General features: G+C 34.8%; 12 protein-coding genes. 4 read left to right on the top strand and 8 right to left on the bottom strand.

The features are described from left to right. Positions 1–59 precede the first annotated feature (59 nt). The 8 genes from OZP08_RS07095 to OZP08_RS07060 all read right to left on the bottom strand — a co-directional run bounded on the left by OZP08_RS07095 (position 60) and on the right by OZP08_RS07060 (position 9867). Complete coding sequence (locus OZP08_RS07095; RefSeq protein WP_268848937.1) at positions 60–482, bottom strand: CBS domain-containing protein; 423 nt, start codon at positions 480–482, stop codon at positions 60–62. A 335-nt stretch (positions 483–817) separates the two neighbouring features. After that, the gene (locus OZP08_RS07090) at positions 818–1432 is read right to left on the bottom strand and encodes a zinc-dependent peptidase (RefSeq protein ID WP_281323323.1); all 615 of its coding nucleotides are present in this window, start codon (positions 1430–1432) and stop codon (positions 818–820) included. A gap of 354 nt (positions 1433–1786) precedes the next feature. After that, positions 1787–2191, bottom strand: a complete 405-nt coding sequence (locus OZP08_RS07085; RefSeq protein WP_268848936.1) for a GlcG/HbpS family heme-binding protein — start codon at positions 2189–2191, stop codon at positions 1787–1789. Positions 2192–2581: 390 nt separating this feature from the next. Further along, a complete protein-coding gene (locus tag OZP08_RS07080) occupies positions 2582–4084 on the bottom strand; it encodes a SusD/RagB family nutrient-binding outer membrane lipoprotein (protein ID WP_281323322.1) in 1503 nt (500 codons plus the stop codon). A 3-nt stretch (positions 4085–4087) separates the two neighbouring features. Continuing rightward, on the bottom strand, positions 4088–7381 hold the full coding sequence (locus OZP08_RS07075) for a SusC/RagA family TonB-linked outer membrane protein (protein WP_281323321.1): 3294 nt from the start codon (positions 7379–7381) through the stop codon (positions 4088–4090). Positions 7382–8049: 668 nt separating this feature from the next. Further along, complete coding sequence (locus tag OZP08_RS07070) at positions 8050–8415, bottom strand: YegP family protein (protein WP_268848934.1); 366 nt, start codon at positions 8413–8415, stop codon at positions 8050–8052. 968 nt (positions 8416–9383) lie between these two features. Beyond that, on the bottom strand, positions 9384–9506 hold the full coding sequence (locus OZP08_RS07065) for a hypothetical protein (RefSeq protein ID WP_281323320.1): 123 nt from the start codon (positions 9504–9506) through the stop codon (positions 9384–9386). Beyond that, positions 9493–9867, bottom strand: coding sequence for a hypothetical protein (locus OZP08_RS07060; RefSeq protein ID WP_268848933.1), 375 nt, complete (start codon positions 9865–9867; stop codon positions 9493–9495). The genes OZP08_RS07065 and OZP08_RS07060 overlap by 14 nt, the downstream gene beginning before the upstream one ends. Before the next feature lie 127 nt (positions 9868–9994). Here OZP08_RS07060 and OZP08_RS07055 point away from each other — a divergent pair, with 127 nt between their 5' ends. The 4 genes from OZP08_RS07055 (at position 9995) to OZP08_RS07040 (ending at position 21332) form a co-directional block, all read left to right on the top strand. Next, the gene (locus OZP08_RS07055) at positions 9995–10255 is read left to right on the top strand and encodes a hypothetical protein (RefSeq protein ID WP_281323319.1); all 261 of its coding nucleotides are present in this window, start codon (positions 9995–9997) and stop codon (positions 10253–10255) included. Between the two features lie 784 nt (positions 10256–11039). Then, positions 11040–12701: a T9SS type A sorting domain-containing protein gene (locus OZP08_RS07050; RefSeq protein ID WP_281323318.1), complete on the top strand. Its 1662-nt coding sequence runs from the start codon at positions 11040–11042 to the stop codon at positions 12699–12701. A gap of 8 nt (positions 12702–12709) precedes the next feature. Next, on the top strand, positions 12710–16003 hold the full coding sequence (locus OZP08_RS07045; protein ID WP_281323317.1) for a hypothetical protein: 3294 nt from the start codon (positions 12710–12712) through the stop codon (positions 16001–16003). Between the two features lie 10 nt (positions 16004–16013). Then, positions 16014–21332 (top strand): DUF6443 domain-containing protein, encoded by a 5319-nt coding sequence (locus OZP08_RS07040; RefSeq protein WP_281323316.1) that lies wholly within the window; start codon positions 16014–16016, stop codon positions 21330–21332. Positions 21333–21335 lie beyond the last annotated feature (3 nt).

Genomic DNA, 21335 nt, shown 5'->3' with positions numbered 1-21335 from the left:
AAAAGTCCCAATATTATAAGTATTGGGACTTTTTTTTAAAAAACAAATCATCCTAACTATTAACTATACTGGTCAATTAAATACTTAATAAGGTCAGTTGTAGTCACAATACCAACTAACAAATTTCCTTCACAGACAGGCAAAGCATGGAATACATTGTTTGCCAAAATCTCTGCAGCTTCCTTAATGGTCGTTTCTGGAGAAATGGTAATTAAATTTTTGGCCATCACCTGCTCTACCGTAAACATATTATAAACGGTTGTATCCACAACTTCCTCATCATCATCTACTGCATCCACAAAGGAGATACGCAACAAATCGGTATAACTTAACATTCCAATTATAGTAGTTCCGCTCACTACTGGAATATGCCTAATTTTATGATGCTTAAAAAGAGACTCGGCTTTAGTCAAATTATCGGAAACAGTCAATTTAATTAATTTTTTTGTCATAATAGTTGACACTGGCACACGAGATTCCATAGCTCCTTTTATTTAAATTATTACTCAAATTTAAGTAAGAAAATAAATCTAAAACATGACGTTTATCAGCAGTTATCTAAAACTATTTTTAGATATAAAGCTATTCATATTATAGTAAAATAGAGGCAGATAAGAATAATATAAAGGCAAAGGTTTATTAATTTACATCGGGCTACTTGAGAATGACCAATTCTGTATTTAATTTATAAGATTTCTTTTTTGCAGAGCCATCTTATATAAATAAATTCGGCTTTCTTAAATTACAAGTCCAAAATAAATCAGAACCTAAAAACTCTATATCCTTTAAACCATAAAGATTAATAAAACCCTAAGAATCAAGGCTTCATATTCAACATCAAACAGACATTTTTATAAAGATAAGGAAACTGTCTTTCAAATTCCAAAGGGGTCTCAAAATAGTGTTCGAGTATAACAGCAAGAAATTCAAACTGATTGGTAAATGCATAAATCCTAAAATAATTGGATTGAATTAGTTGTTCCCTAACGTTTGGATCACTCACTTCTTCATTAATAATACTATACATTCTAGAAAAAAGCATTGCACCATTATCGTTACCTTCTAAACCCTGACAATGCAACACATGCGCAAATTCATGAATTCCAACATTTAGATTATCATTCGAAATATCGTATCCTTTTTGAAAATCTTCCCAAGAAAAAACAACCGCTTTTGCATTGGGATTAAATTCTCCTTTATGATACTGTTCTGTAATTTTAGATAAATAGATAGATGGATAGATTATTATTTTATCAAAAACATCACAAAGATACACGCGCATTCCAAAAGACAGCATAATATATGTAGCTGCAACATGTATTTTCATTTCCTCTGTAATCACAAAATTTTTGCGACTAACAAATTCATATTTCTCAATAAAACGAGCAGTTCTATGCTCAAAATAAACTTTCCTTTTATCTGACAAACGCATATAAAAAGGAAATTGAGTATTTAGGAAATGTAATGCCGTGGGGGTAATTTTCTTTGGAAAAAGACAAAAATAAACAAAGAAGGGTCTACTGAACACTAAAGTGAAACAGTATTCGAGAAACATAAAAAGTACATAGACAAAAAAGCCTAAAAAAATTAGAAAAACAATAAATGTAAAAATAAGAATAATGTTTTCCATAAAATTGATTTAGAGCCTGTTTTAATTAATGCAGTGTTTTATATTGCAATAAATACTAAAAACGTATAATCCTTTATGCTTAGCTATTTATTCAAACTTAAACAACTAAACATTTCTGGCTTAATACATAAACCATCCTTGTTTAAACAATGTATTTTACACTAAGAATCCCTTGATTCCTGCCTCAGCAACTGCATGATCATTATCTACAGAACTCCCGCTTATTCCAATAGCACCTATTACAATATCCTCATTATTTCTAATAGGAATTCCTCCCGGAAAAGTAATCAAACCACCGTTAGAATGCTCAATATGATACAAAGGACCACCCGGTTGGGAAAGCGCTCCTAAAACCCCTGTATTTTTCTGGAACAAGCAAGCTGTTTTTGCTTTTCGTATTGAGATATCTGCAGCACCCAATAATGCTCCGTCCATACGTGCAAATGCTAAAATATTGGTTCCAGCATCAACTATGGCAATATTCATTTTAACATTTAATTCTATCGCTTTTTCTTTTGCTGCTGCAATTATTTTTTCTGCTTGTTCTAAAGTAACATTCATCTTTCTAATTTCTAAATTTAACAGTTTCTCGCTTATTCCCCTACTTATGAATATAAATTAATTCAAAAAATAGTTCACCATTTGCTATCTGGATCATTGAACATATAATCAGTAGTATTTTTAAAATCTTCCTATCTATACATTTTCTTTTGTATAGAATGTGAAATCTTATGAGATTCTTTTCGATAAGACAAAGTAAAGTAAAAGTTTAGATATAAATAGGCATAGCTGTATCTATATTCTTAATTATTGAATCATTGTGACTATTACTGTATTTATGATTGATCTCGTTTTTGCAATCATCATATATTTTGAAAAGTAAGCTTATAAAAAAAGCTGCCCGAAAATTGCTTTTCGGACAGCTTCTTAAAAATGTTTTTGGAAAAAAAATTATTTTTTATCCCAGAATAGTTTTGTACTCATTAAATCTCCACCAATAGCAGCAGCTGCTTTAGTGTAGTTAGTACCATTCTGGAATTGTTCTACTCCAGGGTAAGTATATCTTACTGGAACAGTTAGGAATCCTTTATTTTTAGCAGAAGTAGAAGCGAATAATTTAGGGAAATCCAATCTTCTGTATGAAGTCCATGCTTCAAAACCTCTGTTATAAAGTGCAAACCAAGCTTGCATTCCAATTTTTTCTTGCCAAGTAGCCCCACTTGCTGGGTTGGTATAAGCAACTTTAGGCAAAAGTTTGTAAGCATCAGCATCAGCTTTAGTTAATCCCCAATCAGTGAAAGAAGCTTCAATACCAGCATTGTAATAAACCTGAGCTTGAGCAGTACCACCTGGAACTAAATTTTTCTCTGCAGCTTCTGCCAACAAGAATTGTAATTCAGCAAAATCAAATAAAGTACCTGGGAAAACAGGGTTATTCAATGTAGTAGTGATGTGAGAATAAGTAGCAAAAACGTTAGCTTCTCCATAAGTACCTCCTATGTAAGTTCTTCCTGGAGGAAGAACTGGAGCTGGAGATGTTGCATTTGTGAAGAACTTCGCCATTCTCTTATCTCCTCCCATAGCATCCATAGCAGCTACAAATGGTTCAGCAGGAATAAAGTCATCTCTTTTACTTGTTACTAAATCAGCATATAATGCATTTTGGTTCCCAGCAGTTGTCAAATAAACTAATTTTGCGTTATCTGCATTACTAGCTAATGCTCCAGATGCAACAGCAGCTTGTACTTGAGTAGCAGCGTAAGCAGCATCTACATCAGACATATTTACTGCAAGTCTAATAATCATAGAGTTAGCAAACTTAGCCCATTTAGCGTTACTTGCTTTATCTCCACCATAGATAATATCTGCAGATCCAAAATTAGGATCAGTAGTATTAGCTTTCAATACAGCAGCATCTGCAGCTAATCTTGCAATAAGGTCTTTGTAGATTGTTTGAGCATCATCATAAGCTGGCAAAGGATATTTTTTGATATCTAATGACTCAGAATAAGGAACATTTCCAAAAGTATCTACTAATACGCTATATGTATAACACATAAACACATCAATCAAAGCTAACTTACTTTCTTTTGTAGCAACATCAGCAGGTGTTGCAGGAGTTTCAGTAGCAATTAAGTCCTTAGCTGCTTTTAAATCCATCAATACATCTCTGTATAACACTAGGAAATGTTGATCTGGAATTTTTCTTCCTGTGATGTCATATTGACTTTCATTAGGATAAGTAGTTTCTGTCCATTGTTGAGCAAATAATCTGAAAACATTATTATTCACAGAAGTACTCACCATTTGATCAGTAACCTTTTTCTGAGCATTTGTAAACAAGTATTCAGCCTTGGTAGTCGTTGGTCTTTTTGGATCAACGTTCATATCTGTAATATCACTACATGACGATGCAATTGTGATAAAAGATATTAAAAAAAGTATTTTTTTCATGATTTAGAATTTTAATGTTAGGTTACAACCAATGTTTCTTGTTGTTGGTAGAGAACCACTTGAATAACCTGCAGACAAGTTACCTGAGCTAAGTCCACTTTCTGGATCAGCATCTGGAAGATTTTTGTCGATAATCCATAAATTTGAACCTACAAGAGAAACACGTAAATCAGTTAAACTCATTTTAGAAACTAGTTTTGTTGGGAAAGTATAAGTAATGTTAACCTCTCTCAATTTTATGAAACCTGCATCATAAACAAAAGCTTTTTGTGGGTTTTTAGTGTATCCATAGATACTTCCTGCAACCTCTGGATGTGTTGTTCTGATAGTATTTGGTAAACCAGTAGTTTGGTCAATACCTGGAAGGATAACTCCACCACCATTAGCGATAGTATTTCTTACTGGGTTTCCTAACTCATTATTTCCAGCAGTAGATTTGTATAAACCTGAATCTTGTCCGTAATATTGGTCAAGAGAGAAGATATCTCCACCTTTTTGCATGTCAATTAAGAATCCTAATGAAACTTGTTTGTAAGTAAACTTGTTACGTAAACCACCGATCCAGTCTGGAGTAACGTTACCAATAACATTTGTAGTTGTAGTAGTCATTACATAAGAACCGTTGTTTGTCATTCTTTGTCCATCAGCAGTATAAACATAATCTTTTCCGATGATGTCACCATAAGGACGCCCTTCTTTAGCAATGATACTTACGTTTCCTTGGAAAGTACCTAATGTAAGAGTTTCGATTCCTGGAGCTAAAGCAACAACTTCGTTCTTATTTTTAGACCAGTTTACAAAAACATCCCATTGGAAATCGCTAGTTTTTATTGGAGTAGCATTGAATTGTACCTCAATTCCTTTGTTTTCTACAGATCCAGCATTGATGTATCTTTGAGAAAGTCCAGTTGAAGTAGAATAATCTACTGGGAATATTTGATCAGAACTTAAACTTCTATAAACACTTACATCAAATCCTACTCTTCTGTCGAAAAGTTGCATTTCTAAACCAACCTCTTCTGAAGCAGTTTTTACAGGACGTAAACCTGGATTAGCTCCTACGTTTGGAATAGAGTAAAGTTGAGCTGAACCAAATGGGTTAAATTTGGTAAATACACTTTGTAAAGAATACAAATCGATGTTTCCTTGTGGGTTTTCAGCATAACTTGCTCTCAATTTACCGAAAGATAACCATGGTTGGTCAACATGTTTTGTGAAAACATAACTTGCAGATGTAGAGAATGTATTTACTGAATTATCTCCTTTTGGTAAAGTAGAGAAAGCGTCATGACGGAAAGTTCCATCTAAATATAAAAAGTCTTTGTATCCTAAAGATGCAGATGCATATCCACTGTTTACACCAGAATTGTTTTCAACTTCAACTGGGAATGGGTTTGGAGACATTGAGTTAGACAATGAATAAATACCTGGGATAATAAGTCCACCCTCTGTAGATGAAAGAGTAGAAACACGTCTTGTTCTTAAAGCGTTAACTCCTAATAATCCAGTCAAAGAGAAATCCTCAGTAATGTTTTTCTTGAAGTTTAAAGTAAATTGATAGTTTTGCTCAGAGAACATTCCATCATACTTTTGGTATCCAGAAGGAACAGCTAATCTGTTGATTCCAAACACAGAGTTTAGAGATCCAGCAGCTTTTCTTTCTTCACGTAATTCTGCATAACTATCTGTACTAATTTTTCCAGAAGCAGATAACCAGTTGTTTACTTTATAATCTAATTGAGCATAACCAATAAAACGGTTTCTCTCATCAGATTGGTAGTTTTTGTATCTTGTAAAATATGGGTTATCCCAGTATTTAGCACTTGTGTTACCATTAGCTGGATCAGCCATGTTCCAAGAGATGTTTTGCCCTCCTGATCTTTCGAAAGCTTCTTGTTGTTCTTTTATATCAACATTAGTAGCCCACCATTGACGGAATTGTCCCATAATGTTATCTCCACCGTATCCAGTTGTATTTCTACCTACAGTTTTTTGAGCAGAGTAATTTGCAAATGCACTAGCTGATAACTTATCAGTAAATTTGTGGTTAAATTTAAGACTTACATTGTTCTTTTTCAATTCACTGTTTGGTAAAATACCATTTTCTTTGAAATTGTTGAAGTTCAATACAAAATTAGTCTTATCTGTACCATCTTCTAAAGAGACAGAATTGTTGAAAGTTTGAGCTGTTTGAAAGAACTTAATTGGTCCATTCTTTGCAGCTTGCCAAGTAGTTTTTTTACCATAGTTGTCAGTAAAAGGTGTATAAGCATTCCATTGGAAAACAGAAAGGTTCGGATCAAAAGCAACACCGTAAGAAGCGTCATCAACAGTAGTAGCTACTTGATTTCCGTTTTTATCGATTGTAAAGAATGCTCCTGTTGGTCCTACCGGAGTACCTTTTGGATTTCCTGCAGCATCATACGTTGGACCATATCCTTGTCCGTATTTATCTTGATATTCAGGGAAAGTTGATTTATCAACAGTACCAATAGTCATCTCACTAGAAATAGTAACTCCCATTCCTTTTTTAGATTTTCCTTTTTTGGTAGTAATCATGATTACACCATTACCAGCTTGCCATCCGTATAATGCAGATGCAGCAGCACCTTTCAAGATGTTTAAAGACTCGATATCATCAGGGTTAATATCCATACCGGCATTACCGTAATCATAAGTATTACGTGCACCTTGTGTTTGGCTACCTTGGCTTGAGTTAGTGTTAGTGTTATTAATTGGCATACCATCAATAACGATAAGCATTTGGTTATCACCAGTAAGGTTTTTAACACCTCTTGAAACTACGTTTGTAGATCCACCAAAGTTGGTATTTTTTCTGATGTTAACACCAGCAGCTTTACCTGAAAGTTCGTTCAGGAAGTTTGCACTTGAAGCTCCTGCTGACAAATCAGCTCCAGTAACTTCCTGCGTAGAATAACCAAGAGATTTTTTCTCTCTCTTAATACCTAATGCAGTTGTTACAACTACACTTTCAAGTTCTGTAGTACCACTAGATAATTTTACCTTAAGTGTAGTAGAACTTGCTGATACTTCTTGGGGTTTCATCCCCACGTAGCTAAAAACCAAGACTTCGTTTGGGTTAGCCTTGATAGAAAATTTTCCATCAAAATCTGATTGAGTTCCAGTTTTTGTTCCTTTCACTAATACACTTACACCTGGTAAAGGCATACCTGCATTATCAGAAACAATTCCTGAAACAGATCTCTCTTGCGCAAAAGTTAGTTGCGTCACTAGCACCACAAGTAGTGCTAAGAATCCATTGAACTTTAATCTCATTATTTAAACTTTTTGAAAATTAATATAAAGCAAACTTTAAAATTATTTCTTGCAGCAAAAAATGGGATACAAATTCTAAGCGTGTTTTTTTTGGCAAAAAAATAACATTCCATTTTTTTAAACTTAAAATTTTATAAAATTTATCACATTTTAACACAAAAACAATAATTTTTATCACACAATAACCCAATGAATAATTAAATTTTTAAAAATTAAAAAAAATAAAATATTATTCAACAAATAAGAAAAAAGAGACGAAAAGCACTTTTGAAAAATACATTTTTCAAAATTCCGTATTAAATTTTTATTAAATTTTTATTAAATTTAACAAAACATAAATCACAAAATAAGCTCACAATTAGTAGTTTCCTACAGCAAGACACCGCCCATTACCCCAGTAAATCCATATGGTTTAATCGATTTTAAACCAAAAAGTAAGCACTCTGAAATTTTATGATTAGCTGGGATAAGTTTAAAATATTGTTAAAATAAAAATTACCTTACAAACACAAATAACTGTTACAAACAAAAAAAGCTACCCTCAGGTAGCTTTCTGCTCTTGTTATAAAAAAGTGCACATACTAATTCAATATCATTAAAAATAACAAGAAATATAGATTCTAATTCTATTGCTAGGAATTATGATTTATTTGGGGTCAATACTAAAATTACCAACTTAGTTCTCTAGACACGCTTTTAGCTTTTTTATCCTCTTCGATAATCGCATTAAAAGCACCACTTTTTATAGATGTAATATAAGAATCACGCATCTCCTTCTCCTCAAACAACTCGCTTATAGCGATGACCTTTCCGTTAGATGACTTAATGTTAAAGTAAAACATGTTTCCGTTAGGCGATTTCTTCTTATTAAACTTCACACTGTCCTGCGAATTATATTTTACTGAGCATATCCCTTTTACACACATTGTTTTTCTTGTATAACACCCACTATAAAAGATTGTCCTTCCTTGTCTGTCTTTATAACTAAATTGAAACATACCATCTGCATTCCTAGTAATTACAAATCTTTCCATTTACAAAATGATTTTTTATTTTTAGATTATTTATTGGAGGTTACAAAATAAGAATTCTACAGTTTTACACTACTGCTTTAGACCTTGCCTCTACTCTATCTAATATTCAATTATTCATACCCATTTCACACTCTCCCTACTCGACTTTCTTTTATAATTGCATATAAGTTGATAGAATTATTCTTTTGAAAAACAATCCTCAGATTCCAGCTTAAATTTACAAGCCCAATTCTATCTGATAAAGGCAACACAACGCTTTTTGAAAGCAAAAAAAAACACAATATTAACTTTTTATTATACTAAAATTGCACGAAACAAAAATAACATTAAAAGATGATGTATTTATTGTTTCTATTTTTTTAACATTCAGTTTATAAATGCGAATGAAATAAAACAAAATCAAATAAACTAATAAAAAGTAAATTTAACAGACAAAATGCATGTTTTTGCGGTATTAAAAAGAATACTCCTATTTTTGATAGTCAGATAATAACTAATATTGGTTTTTTGTTATATCACTAACAAATATTTGCGCAAGAAGTTTTGGGGCATAATTAGCATACAGATTCAAAAGTAATCCATAAGAAAAATACTTATCGTATTTATCTAATTTCAAGCATTTTGAACAAAAAAAGAAAGCTTTACTGGTAAAAAAATTGAATCAATAACTGGTTGGAAATAACTCAGTTTTTATAAAATTGAAACAGATAAAAACAATCTATTTATGATTACTCAATAAAGAATGAATAGAAAATTGCTCAACTTTTCAAACAAGTTGGTGATGTAAAAATAAAACACCCATCAAACTTATTACAAACATTAACTCTTCATTAAAACACTTTGGGGTAGCTTTAAAAGAAAGTAAAAAATATCTTTTTGGATTTTTAAGACAATCACACAATCGTCTCAAAAAGGGATACTTATTAAGATTATACCAAACACACACAATCTCATATCGGTGCTATTTATTACAACAATAGGATTGCAATATCCTTTACATTAATATTGGTAGTTAGAATTTTTGCATTATGAAGCAATCTTAAGGTATTGTTTTGTGCTTCATTTTTAAATCCCAATCTATTTAGCTTCATTTTTATTGAGCCTAAGATCAATCAGCTTCTTTATTTTCTCAACAGCGGTTTCTCTGTCCAAATACTTTAAGAAAGCTTCATAACCAGGATCAATATTTCCATAAATCGGATTAGGTTCTTTTAAAGCATCAACCTCATTAGGGTTGATCTCAACATCACCCTTACCGGTTAATACCCAATTCACGTTTAAATTAGGGCAAGATTCCATAATCTTCTTTAAGATATTTATTCCTAGAGGTCTGGAATTCATCAATATCGGATGCAATGAAGTGTACAAAATATCATTATCCAAACAAAACTTCCTAATACTATCCCCCTTACTTTCAATGTAATATCTCAATCTTTCTCCCTCTGTTTGCATTTTTTTAAAATTTTTATATTATTTTTGATACAACATATTAATAAATGATATATCTTTGAGATGCAAGAAAAATAGCACCGCCGTAGTAAAGTTAAAATAAATATGTCACAAAAAACAGTACTTACCTATGATAACAATTACTGAGAGAAAAAAAATGAAGAAAGTCTTTAAAAACAGCTATTCAAAAGACGTACAAGCCATATTGAAAAGCAAAGGAATAGTTAGAAAAAACGGTATTCCTTACGGACAGTCCTATATAAATCATGTTTTTAACGGCAGAAACTCTAATGAAGATATTGAAGACGCACTCTTTGAATTATATCAAAAAAGATTATACGAAACCTCAAAAAAACATTTGCAACGCAAAGCTATTTTAAACAAAAAATAAACCGAAGCTGGAACTCCGGTTCATAAACAAATTTATTAACCTTAAAACAGATTAATGTTATGCACGACAAATCTACAATTAAAAGCATCAACCACCAAAAACCCTCAAAACCTGATTTAATGAGTAAAGCGTTTCACCAAAAAAACAATCTATAATGAAACTATTTAACTCAAAACACACGCTCTTAATTATTGATGTACTCATTGTAATTTGTGGGGCTGGTGTCCTTATTACTTTATTTCTTTTAATCACAAATATTTATCATTATGATTATTGAAATCCTACCCTAACAAAGCAAAAGGTTTGGACTTATAAAAATTGTCGCGAATAGCTACACATAATGAGAAACTATTTTCATCATAATCACAGCACCGTTCTATGATTAAAAAAAGTTTTATCTATACTGCCCACAAAAAAAAATCACTTTTAGGGGCAGTATAGAAATCTCATCAATAACATTCGGATTTTTTTTCAAATACATATTATCTATCAAACAGTTACATTTCAATTTCATAAAAACATCTTGCCCAAAGCATACCAAAAGCTCTCCAATACATAAATATTAAATTGAATGTATCTTTTTAAGGAGTAAGTAAAGTTTTTGTAATTTATAATTTACTGTAAGAAAAGTTGTTAGAGACTCCAAATCATTGAAAAAAATTAAAAATATCACTAAATGTGGGTATTGTATATGCCAATAATAGGGCATATCCTTGCGCCAAATTACAAACACCTAACCTTAGTGCGAAAAACAGCACTTTTTTTATAGTAATACCACTCAAAAATGAAGAAAAAATACTTATTACCCCTACTTTTTTTCCCCCTACTGATACACTCTCAGGACATACTTTGGGAAAAATCATATGGAGGCAAACATGCCGATTATCTTTTTGATGCACAACCCACAGCCGATTATGGTTTTATACTCGCTGGAAGCTCTCTCTCTGACAAAAGCGGAAATAAAACAGATAACAATCACGGAGATCTTGATTACTGGATTTGGAAAATGGATGAAAAAGGCGAACTCGACTGGCAAAAAAGCATCGGGGGCAGCGGATTCGATTTATTACAAAGCATAAAAAACACCACAGATGGTGGCTTTATTCTTGCTGGTACTTCCAGTTCATCAAAAGATTTTCAGAAAAAAGACTCTTGTAGAGGCGTAACGGATTTTTGGGTAGTTAAGCTTAATGCCAAAGGCGAAGAGCAATGGCAAAGAACCATAGGCGGCAGCAGTCAGGATGAACTGGTATGCGCTTTTCAGACCAAAGATGGCGGTTATATGCTAGGAGGTTCCTCCAGCTCAAGTCCGGCAGAAGAAAAAAATGCTCTTCATGCAGTACCATTAGACGCTAAACCTGATTTGTGTGCCAAATCCGAAAAAAGTCGTGGCAACATGGACTATTGGATTGTTAAACTCGACAAATCAGGAGTTGTTGAGTGGCAAAAAACGTATGGAGGTGAGTATGCCGATTTACTTAGAAGCATGGAACAAACCCAAGATAACGGATATATTATAGGAGGATATTCAAACTCAACTCGATCCGGAGACAAAACCGAGCCTAATAAAGGAATAGGAGATTATTGGGTTATAAAAATTGATAATGCCGGAATTATAGAGTGGCAAAAAACATACGGTAGTAATGGAGACGACCAATTGTATGCTATTCATCAGACTCAGGATAACGGTTATATACTGGGAGGAAATTCTAACAGTACACAACCACTTACCACTTTGGGAGGCAACGTAGGAAATGGAACCGATTACTGGGTACTCAAACTGGATGAAAAAGGCGAAGTTCTCTGGAGCAAAACCTACGATTTTGGGAAAGTCGATATTTTAACCTCATTGGTCGAGAATAAAGACCATACCTATCTCATTGGCGGATACGCCCAAAGCGAAAACAAACAACCTAGAGAAGGTCTGGTTGGAAAAGCAACTAATCTCATCAATAAAGACAGAGAAGGAATTAATGACTACATCGCCTTAAAAATAGATGAAAAAGGCGAAGAAACCTGGAAGAAAACAGTAGGAAGCGGCGGAGAAGACATACTACGCAAACTAATAGAAACAAGAGATGGCGGCTATCTTATGGCTGGAACCTCAAACTCTAACGCCTCTAAGGATAAAAACGGAAATATAGGCGGAAATGATTTTTGGGTAGTAAAACTCAAAGACAAAACCAAACTAGAAAAAGTAAAAACAAGCGTAGAGGCCATTCCTAATCCCGCACAGGCATTTACCAACATTATTATAGGCTATGATTTTGAAGACGGAACAGCTACAGTAGTAGATATAGCAGGTCGTATATTACAACGATTCCCTGTCAAAGAGCGAACCGTACCAATAGATTTAAGTCAATATCCCGAAGGAATATATGTGGTGAACATAAAAACCAATGTACAGAGTGATGGAGTGAAAATAATAAAAAAAGGAAAAAATTAAAAAACACAATGAGTACTATATATACTACCAACAACAGGAGTCAATATGTCTTTTTCCTGTTGTTCATTTTTGCATGTCTAAATGCAGTTGCGCAAGATACAGGTAAATTCCTTCCCAACATAACCCCACCCTCTCCTACTGCGGGAGAATTGGGCAAATATGGCAATGTCCCTGTCGGTACGTTTACAGGAGCAGCAAATATTTCGGTTCCGCTGATTACTTTTAAGACTAAAGATTTAGAATCACCTCTATCGCTTTTTTATGGTTCTAACGGAATAAAGGTAGATGAAGTTGCCTCGAATGTAGGATTGGGTTGGAACCTTAATTTTGGAGGGGTTATCACCAGAACGGTAAGGGATAAATCCGATGATACCCAAACTGGGGTTTATCCGCCTGATAATTTATCAACCGCAACCGATGCAGAAAAATTACAATTTTACAAAGCTGCTGGACAGGATAATGCCGATACGGAAAGGGATATCTATTCTTTTAATTTTAATGGCAATTCGGGGAAATTTGTATATGATAAAAACAATGTACCGGTTTTAGTAAACCATCAAAAAATAAAAATAGCGCGATGCGGAACGGATAATGCCGATTTTCTACTGACAACCACCAATGGCGTTAAATATTATTTTACGGAAAAAGAAATGACCACTTTTAGGAATATGGGTGCAGGACATTCAGTAATAAGTGGTTCCAACACAGCATGGTATTTAAGTAAAATAGTGCATCCCAACGGCTCGGAAATATATCTTAGCTATGAGGATGCCAATATGGATTACATCGCATCCAATTCCCAAACATTAAGTATGTCGTATCCTCAAATACAAAATGGTTGTGATGGGAGTACGTATACTAATGCTCCAACTCTTAGTGCCATTGTTTCTTTTAATATGAATGTTATCGGCAAAAGAGTGAATAAGATATACAGTAATAATAACAGTGATGGGTATGTTACTTTCGATTATACAGCTTCGGGAGTTAATGAAGAAGTCAATGGCAATAGCAAAATTAATACTATCACCCAATTCAACGCTAATGGCCTTGTGATTGAAAAAATAAACTTCAATTATTTAAAAACGCCCAATGCGCGTGTGTTTTTGCAAGACATTACATGTATTGACCCGACTAAAAAATATGCTTTTGAGTACATCAATCCGAACGGTTTTCCCAAGAGACTTGCAACAAGCCAAGATCATTGGGGATATTACAATGGGAAAAACAGTAATACCAATTTAGTACCCAAAAACATAAGGGAGTATGGTTTAAATGATATCGATTATAACGGAGCGGATAAAGAACCCAATGCCAATTTTGCCAAGATTGGTTTGCTCAGTAAAATCATTTATCCTACTAAAGGATTTACCGAATTTGATTATGAGAGTAATACCTACTGGGGGGAAAAAACAACTTATCCTGCAAAAACAGTAGAAAAAATTGATCTTCCCTTTGTAGATGAAGATAATGATGGTATAGATGATACTCCAAAAAAAGGTACCTTTACTTTTACCTCGCCTATTAATCAGAGAATTGAATTTTCGGGCTATGTTTATTATTCAAACGAAGAGGAGCCCAAATATGATGACAATGGTGTTCTAATTCCAGATCCGCGTGATACGGGACATTACAGTGCTTCCATGCAAATAAAGGATGAAAATTCTGGAAATTTTTTGGATTTCTATCAAATCTCTCAGTTTGGCACTCCCTATTATTATAAAGGCGCTTATACCGTTATAAAAAAAGTCACCAATACTGTTTATTTTGATGCTGAAGCAGGTAAATTGTATACAGTTAGTCTACTTAAAAGCGGACTTCGCGCTTCAGCATGGGTTGAGATGACCTATTATAAAACAGCACCAGAAAAGATATCTACAAATTTAGAAACGGGTGGTGTACGCATTAAATCAACCAAAGATTTTGCAGAGGCATCAGCTAGAGCGAACTATAAGCGCTATTATTATGCCTCAAAAAGTGATCTCACCCATTCATCTGGAGATAAAGGAAAAGCGCCTCTTTATATTGATATAGAACTTCTAAGAAGATTGTGCCAAAGTGGTCCTGGTAGCACTTTTATGTCAGATAACAGTAATCTTGTGGTTAGTTCCAGTAGTATAATTTCCTTGTTTGATACAGGAAGCAGTAATTGCTTTTATAAGTATGTAACGGTTAGTGAAGGTGGAGATGCTTTTGAGAATGGTGGAGAAATGAAAGAATTTATTGTGCACAGAGATAATTGGGAAGATGATTTGGATGCTAACGGTCAAAACAATGGCAGTAGTAGAATTTTAGGGACAGTTGATATTAAAAGTGCTCCGTTAACCAATTTTGGTTGGGATAATGGTCTGGAGATAAAATCACAGGTATTTCAGAAAAAAAATGGTACTGCTTCAATAGTGGTTGTAGCCGAGAATGAAAACAATTATAAGCTGGATCCTTCTTATAGCAAGGAAGTTAAGGACTATAATGTTCGAAAACATTTTAGTGATCTCTTCGCAGTTGTAGATGCTATCGATTATTTGAGTATAGTAGAATATGCAACAAAATCATATTGGTTTTATCTGCAATCGTCAGTATCCAAAAAATACGATCTTAACGGATTAAATCCCGTAGAAACAACAACAACCTACGGGTATACTAATCCATCGCATCTACAAATGACATCGCAAAGCACCAAATCCTCCTTAAAGGAAACATTAGAAACCAAATATTATTATCCTCTCGATTTAGCTATGGCATCAGAACCTTTTGTACTGGATATGAAAGAGAGTAATAGAATTGATACTCCATTAAAAACAGAAACTTACAGAGGAGGTGTCAAACTATCCGAGCAAAAAACAGAATTTGCAAAGGATGCCACGACAGCTAATTTGCTATTGCCAAAGTTTATTTATGCTGCCAAATTTCCTAATTCGTTGCCAACGGCAAATTCTCTGGAAAGAAAAATTACATACGACAAATACGATGACGTGGGTAATATTCTCCAATATACCTTAGAGAGCGGCACACCAGTGGCCATTATCTGGGGATACAATAAAACCAAGCCAATTGCCAAAGTTGAAAATGCAACTTACGATCAGGCGATCGCAGCATATGCGACTAATGAGGAAACATTTAGAAATAATTTACCAAACGCAATGATAACCACCTTTACCTATATACCATTAGTGGGAATAAGTACAGTAACTGATCCTAAAGGCCTAACAACATATTATGAATATGACCCATTTAATCGCCTGAAAGTGGTAAAAGACAGTCAGGGAAAAATTGTAACTGAGAACCAATACCATTATAAAAACTAAAAACAGAATTATGAAAAAAATTACATTTATCTTCTTTTTGCTGTTTTTAGCTACAATAGGATATTCCCAAAACAATCAAAAAGTATTAGCTGCGCCTATGCCAATGGCAGCACCACCTCCTGGTGGAGGAGGTGATCGTCCTGTTACATGGTATAGGGATAGTGATAAAGATGGATTTGGAGATCCCATAAGAACCAGACTGAGTGCAACCAAAATTGATGGGTATGTAGCTGAGGGGGATGATTTGGATGATACCAATAAATATATTACCAATGTAGCCCCTACCCAATATTTTTACCACGATTCAGATGGGGATACTTTTGGTAATCCCAACGTAAGGGTATTTTATAGTATAGCACCTCCTAACTATGTTACCAATAATTTAGATTGTAATGATAATAATGCAGCTATAAAACCAACTACTGTTTGGTATCGTGATGGGGATCACGATGGTTATGGGAATCGTTCAATTACTATAATCGGTTGTATACAACCTGCTGATTATGTAATAAATCCATGGGATTACGATGATGCCAATGGAGCGATTACTAATATTACTCCACAAACTTTTTACAGGGATTATGATACCGATACTTTTGGGAGTCCAACTGTAACGGTATACTGTAGTGTAAAACCTGATGGTTATGTAACTAATAATTTAGATTGTAATGACGGAAATGTCGCTATAAACCCCAATACAGTTTGGTACAGAGATGTAGATGGCGATAATTTCGGAGTTCGTGAGATAACAGTCTTAAGCTGTACCAGACCCGCAGGATATACAGACAATGGTGATGACTGTAATGATTCTGATTACGACTTAAATCCCAATACAGTTTGGTATATTGATAGCGATCATGATACTTTTGGTGCAGGTGCAGGTTCTCGTTTTGGATGCGCTCCTCCACTTAACCATGACTATGTTCTCAAGGGTGGGGATTGTAATGACAGTAATGTTAATGTGCATCCAGATGTAATGTGGTATCGCGATGTTGATGGCGATGGTTTTGGTGTAACCAACAATTTTGTTAAAAGTTGTACACAACCGGTAGGTTACGCTCGCGAGTCTGGAGATTGCGATGACGGAAATAGGTTCATAAAACCAAATACTATATGGTATTTTGATAATGATGGCGACGGACATGGAGCTGCATCACAAACTAAACAAAGCTGTACAAAACCTGATAGGTATGTAGATACAGCGGATGATTGTAATGACTACGATGTAACGGTATACACCGTTAGGGTATGGTATTATGATAATGATGGTGATACTTTTGGTGATCCGGCTGTCACAGTTTCAAGTTGTAACAAACCTTACAAATATGTACTCAATAATGCTGATTATGATGACAGAACGGGAAATATTACCAATATTCCCCCTCGAACTTTCTATGAGGATTATGATAAAGACACTTTTGGGAATCCCAACGTAAGTGTATACTATAGCAATCAGCCTACGGGCTATGTAACCAATGCCAGTGATTATGACGACAGAACGGGAAATATCATCAACATTCAACCCCGAAATTTTTATGAGGATTATGACAAAGATACTTTTGGGAATCCAAACGTGAGTTTGTACTATAGTCTTCAACCAACGGGCTATGTGACCAATGCCAGTGATTATAATGATAGAAATGAGTTTATTACCAATATCCCACCACAAACTTTTTATAAGGATTTTGATAAAGATACATTTGGGAATCCTAACATAACTCTTTACTATAGCATTCAACCTACGGGTTATGTGGCTAATAATACCGATTGTGATGATTCGAACGGCGATCTTAATCCTAATACCAAATGGTATGCAGACAATGAACAGGACGGACTGGGTGACCCATCAAATTTTGTACAACAATGTACACCACCAGCCGGAAAGTATGTTGCCAATTACTCGGATAATTGTCCAACAATAGCAGGAACAAGCCCAGATTGCAGTAGTTTGGCTTCCCCTTCATCAGACTACAATTATATTATAACGACTACTTATAAAGAGCCTACAAATACTATTTTACAGGGACCAACTCCTGAAAAAGCGCTAGTGAATATTACGTATTTCGACGGACTGGGAAGACCCGTGCAACAAATTGCCAATAAGCAATCTACAGCAGGAAAGGATATAATAACCTCTACCGGTTACGATGATTTTGGCAGACCAACCAAGGAATACCTGCCATATGCAGCAAATTCCAGTAATATGGCTTATGACGCAAATGCAGCAGAAAATGCCATTACTTTTTACAGTGCAGAGAAATATGAAAATACAGCCAATCCTTTTTCTGAAAAGAAATTAGAATTATCACCTCTAGGCAGAGTCATAAAACAAGCGGCTCCGGGTAATGATTGGGCTATGGATGGTGGTCACGAAATCAAGATGGATTATCAGACCAATACGGATACCGAAGTAAAACTCTATCGCGCTGCCGCAAACTGGAATGCCGGATCTGGATTGTTTGATATTGCCTTGTCTGAAGATGGAAATTATGCTGCCAGTGAACTAATCAAAACGGTTACGTATGATGAGAACAGTTCTGCCAATCCTACCGAAAACGGAGGAAGTACAGTTGAGTTTAAAAACAAAGAGGGCAAGGTAATCCTAAAGAGAACCTACGAATCCGGAACCAAACACGATACGCATTATGTATATGACACTTATGGCAATTTAACCTATGTAATTCCGCCAAAGGCTGACGGAACCATAAATCAGGAAGTACTAGACGGATTGTGTTACCAGTACAAATACGATTATCGCAACCGTTTGGTCGAGAAAAAAATACCGGGCAAACAATGGGAATTTATTGTATACGATAAACTGGACAGACCCGTTGCCACAGGTCCTGCAAATTCACCATTTAAGGATGATACTGCGGTGGGTTGGCTCATTACTAAATATGATGCTTTTGGCAGACCCGTTTACACTGGTTGGTCAAATTCTACTGCGGATGCTTTGAGCCGAACTACCCTGCAGAATGCTCAAAATAATGCCACAGTTTTGTTTGAGACCAAACAAACTTCGGGTGCTATAGATGGGATTCAGGCGTATTATAGCAATACTGTTGCCCCTACGAGCATTAAACTACTTACGGTTAATTATTATGACAATTACACATTCCCTAATGTACCCACTATTCCTACTACTATAGAAGGGCAAACGGTTTTGGCTAATGCCAAAGGTCTTGCAACTGGTAGTTGGACAAGGGTATTAACCACTGCTTCAACATCTTTAGGAGAAACCTCTACTACGTTCTATGATGCTAAGGCAAGACCTATACGCAGCTATGTCCAAAACTATTTAGATGGATATACTAGTACTGATAGCAAACTGGATTTTTCAGGGCAATTGCTGTACACTATAGCCAAGCATAAACGAACTACTGGCGATGTTGAACTTGTCACAAAAGAGGATTTCACCTATTCTCCGCAAGGACGTATACTCACACATACCCATCAGATAAATGGTGGTGCCATTCAGCTATTGGCTGCCAATACCTATGATGATTTGGGGCAACTAAGCAGTAAAAAAGTAGGGAACAACAGCGGTACTCCATTGCAAAAAATAGACTACACCTACAACATAAGAGGCTGGATGACAGGAATCAACAACGATTCCAGCAACAACTTGATTTTGAATACTACGGAAAAAGATTTGTTTGGATTCAAAATAAACTACAATGTTGTAGCAGGAAGTGTAGCAAATCTAAAGCCATTGTATAACGGCAATATAGCCGAAACATTCTGGCGATCTAACTCTGATGGCACACTCCGTTCCTATGGGTATCAATACGATGATCTTAATAGATTAAAAAAGGCCATTTACCAAAAACCTGGGGAGAATATTCCGGTTTCGGGTGCCTATAATGAGAGCTTGAGTTACGATAAAAATGGTAATATCACCTCTCTGCAAAGATTTGGTGGCAGCGATGCACCATCTATAATTTTTCAGATAGATGATTTAGCGTATGATTACAGCAATGCGAACTCTAACCAACTTACCAAAGTAACTGACAGCCCTGCGGGTAATGACAGTCAAGGTTTTATTGATGGTAACAAAACAGGTGATGATTATAGTTATGACTCGAATGGAAACATGATTACCGATAAAAACAAGAACATTACCAATATTGTGTACAACCATTTGAATCTTCCTGTTAAAATAACATTTGGAACTGGAAATACTATTGCCTATATTTACAACTCGGCTGGGCTAAAAGTACAGAAAACGGTTAATTCTTTGTTGCCAACACCAACTGTTACAACTACCAATTATTTGGGCGGGTTCCAGTACAAAGACAATGTGTTGCAATTTTTCCCAACGGCGGAAGGTTACGTAGAGCCTAACGGAAGTTCTTATAAATATGTGTTCCAGTACAAAGACCATTTAGGGAATGTTAGGTTGAGCTATGGAGATGCCAATGGAGATGGAGCTATTACCAATAGTGAGATTATCGAGGAGAGTCATTACTACCCTTTTGGCTTAAAACATCAAGGATATAATTCTACCGTAACTTCAACAAATCCCGCACAAAAGCGACTCTTTGGCGGTAAGGAATTACAAGATGAGCTTGGACTTAACATGTATGACTATGGGGCGAGACTTTATGACCCTGCAGATTGTACTTGGTGGGGTATTGACCCATTAGCAGAAAAGTTTTCTTCATTATCTCCTTATGCTTATGTAGCTAATAATCCAACAAATGCAATTGACCCCGACGGTAGAGATATAATATTTATTGTTACAAAAGGAGATCAAGCAAGAAATTTTCAATATCGCAAAGGAAATTTTTATGAATTAGATGCAAATGGAAAATACTCTAGAAGATATAATCCTGGAAAGGAAAGTGTTGACCCTACTATGTATAAAGTTTTGTCAACATATAGAAAAATTGAAAAATCAAATGATTCTAGACTAAAAGGAGTATTACATAAGCTTGAAACAAGTAAACTTCATCATTACGTAGAGACAGGTTATAAAAGTGCCGTCAGTGCATATGGTATACCAAGTACATCAGATAAGAATTCACCAGTGGGTACACGTACATCATATCATTTTTCTAAAGAGGATGACGCAGAGTATGAAAAAACTGAAGGAACTACTGATTCAGATGATGCAGCAGTTGCACACGAAATGAGACATCAATTCGATTATGATATAGGAAATATGGCTGATGACACAGAAAATAATGAAAAAGATCCATCGGAAATAAGAGCTGTATTTTTTGAAAATCTTATGAGAAAAACATTAAAACAACTTGAAAGGACACAATATGGTAAACCTATTGATCCTAAAGACTTAAAAGAACCGCCTAGTAATAAATTTAAATAGTTA

The sequence above is a fragment of the Flavobacterium aestivum genome (genome assembly GCF_026870175.2).
Taxonomy (GTDB): Bacteria; Bacteroidota; Bacteroidia; order Flavobacteriales; family Flavobacteriaceae; genus Flavobacterium; species Flavobacterium aestivum.
Note: the sequence above shows the minus strand (reverse complement) of the source record. Positions and strands in the feature narration are given on the sequence as shown.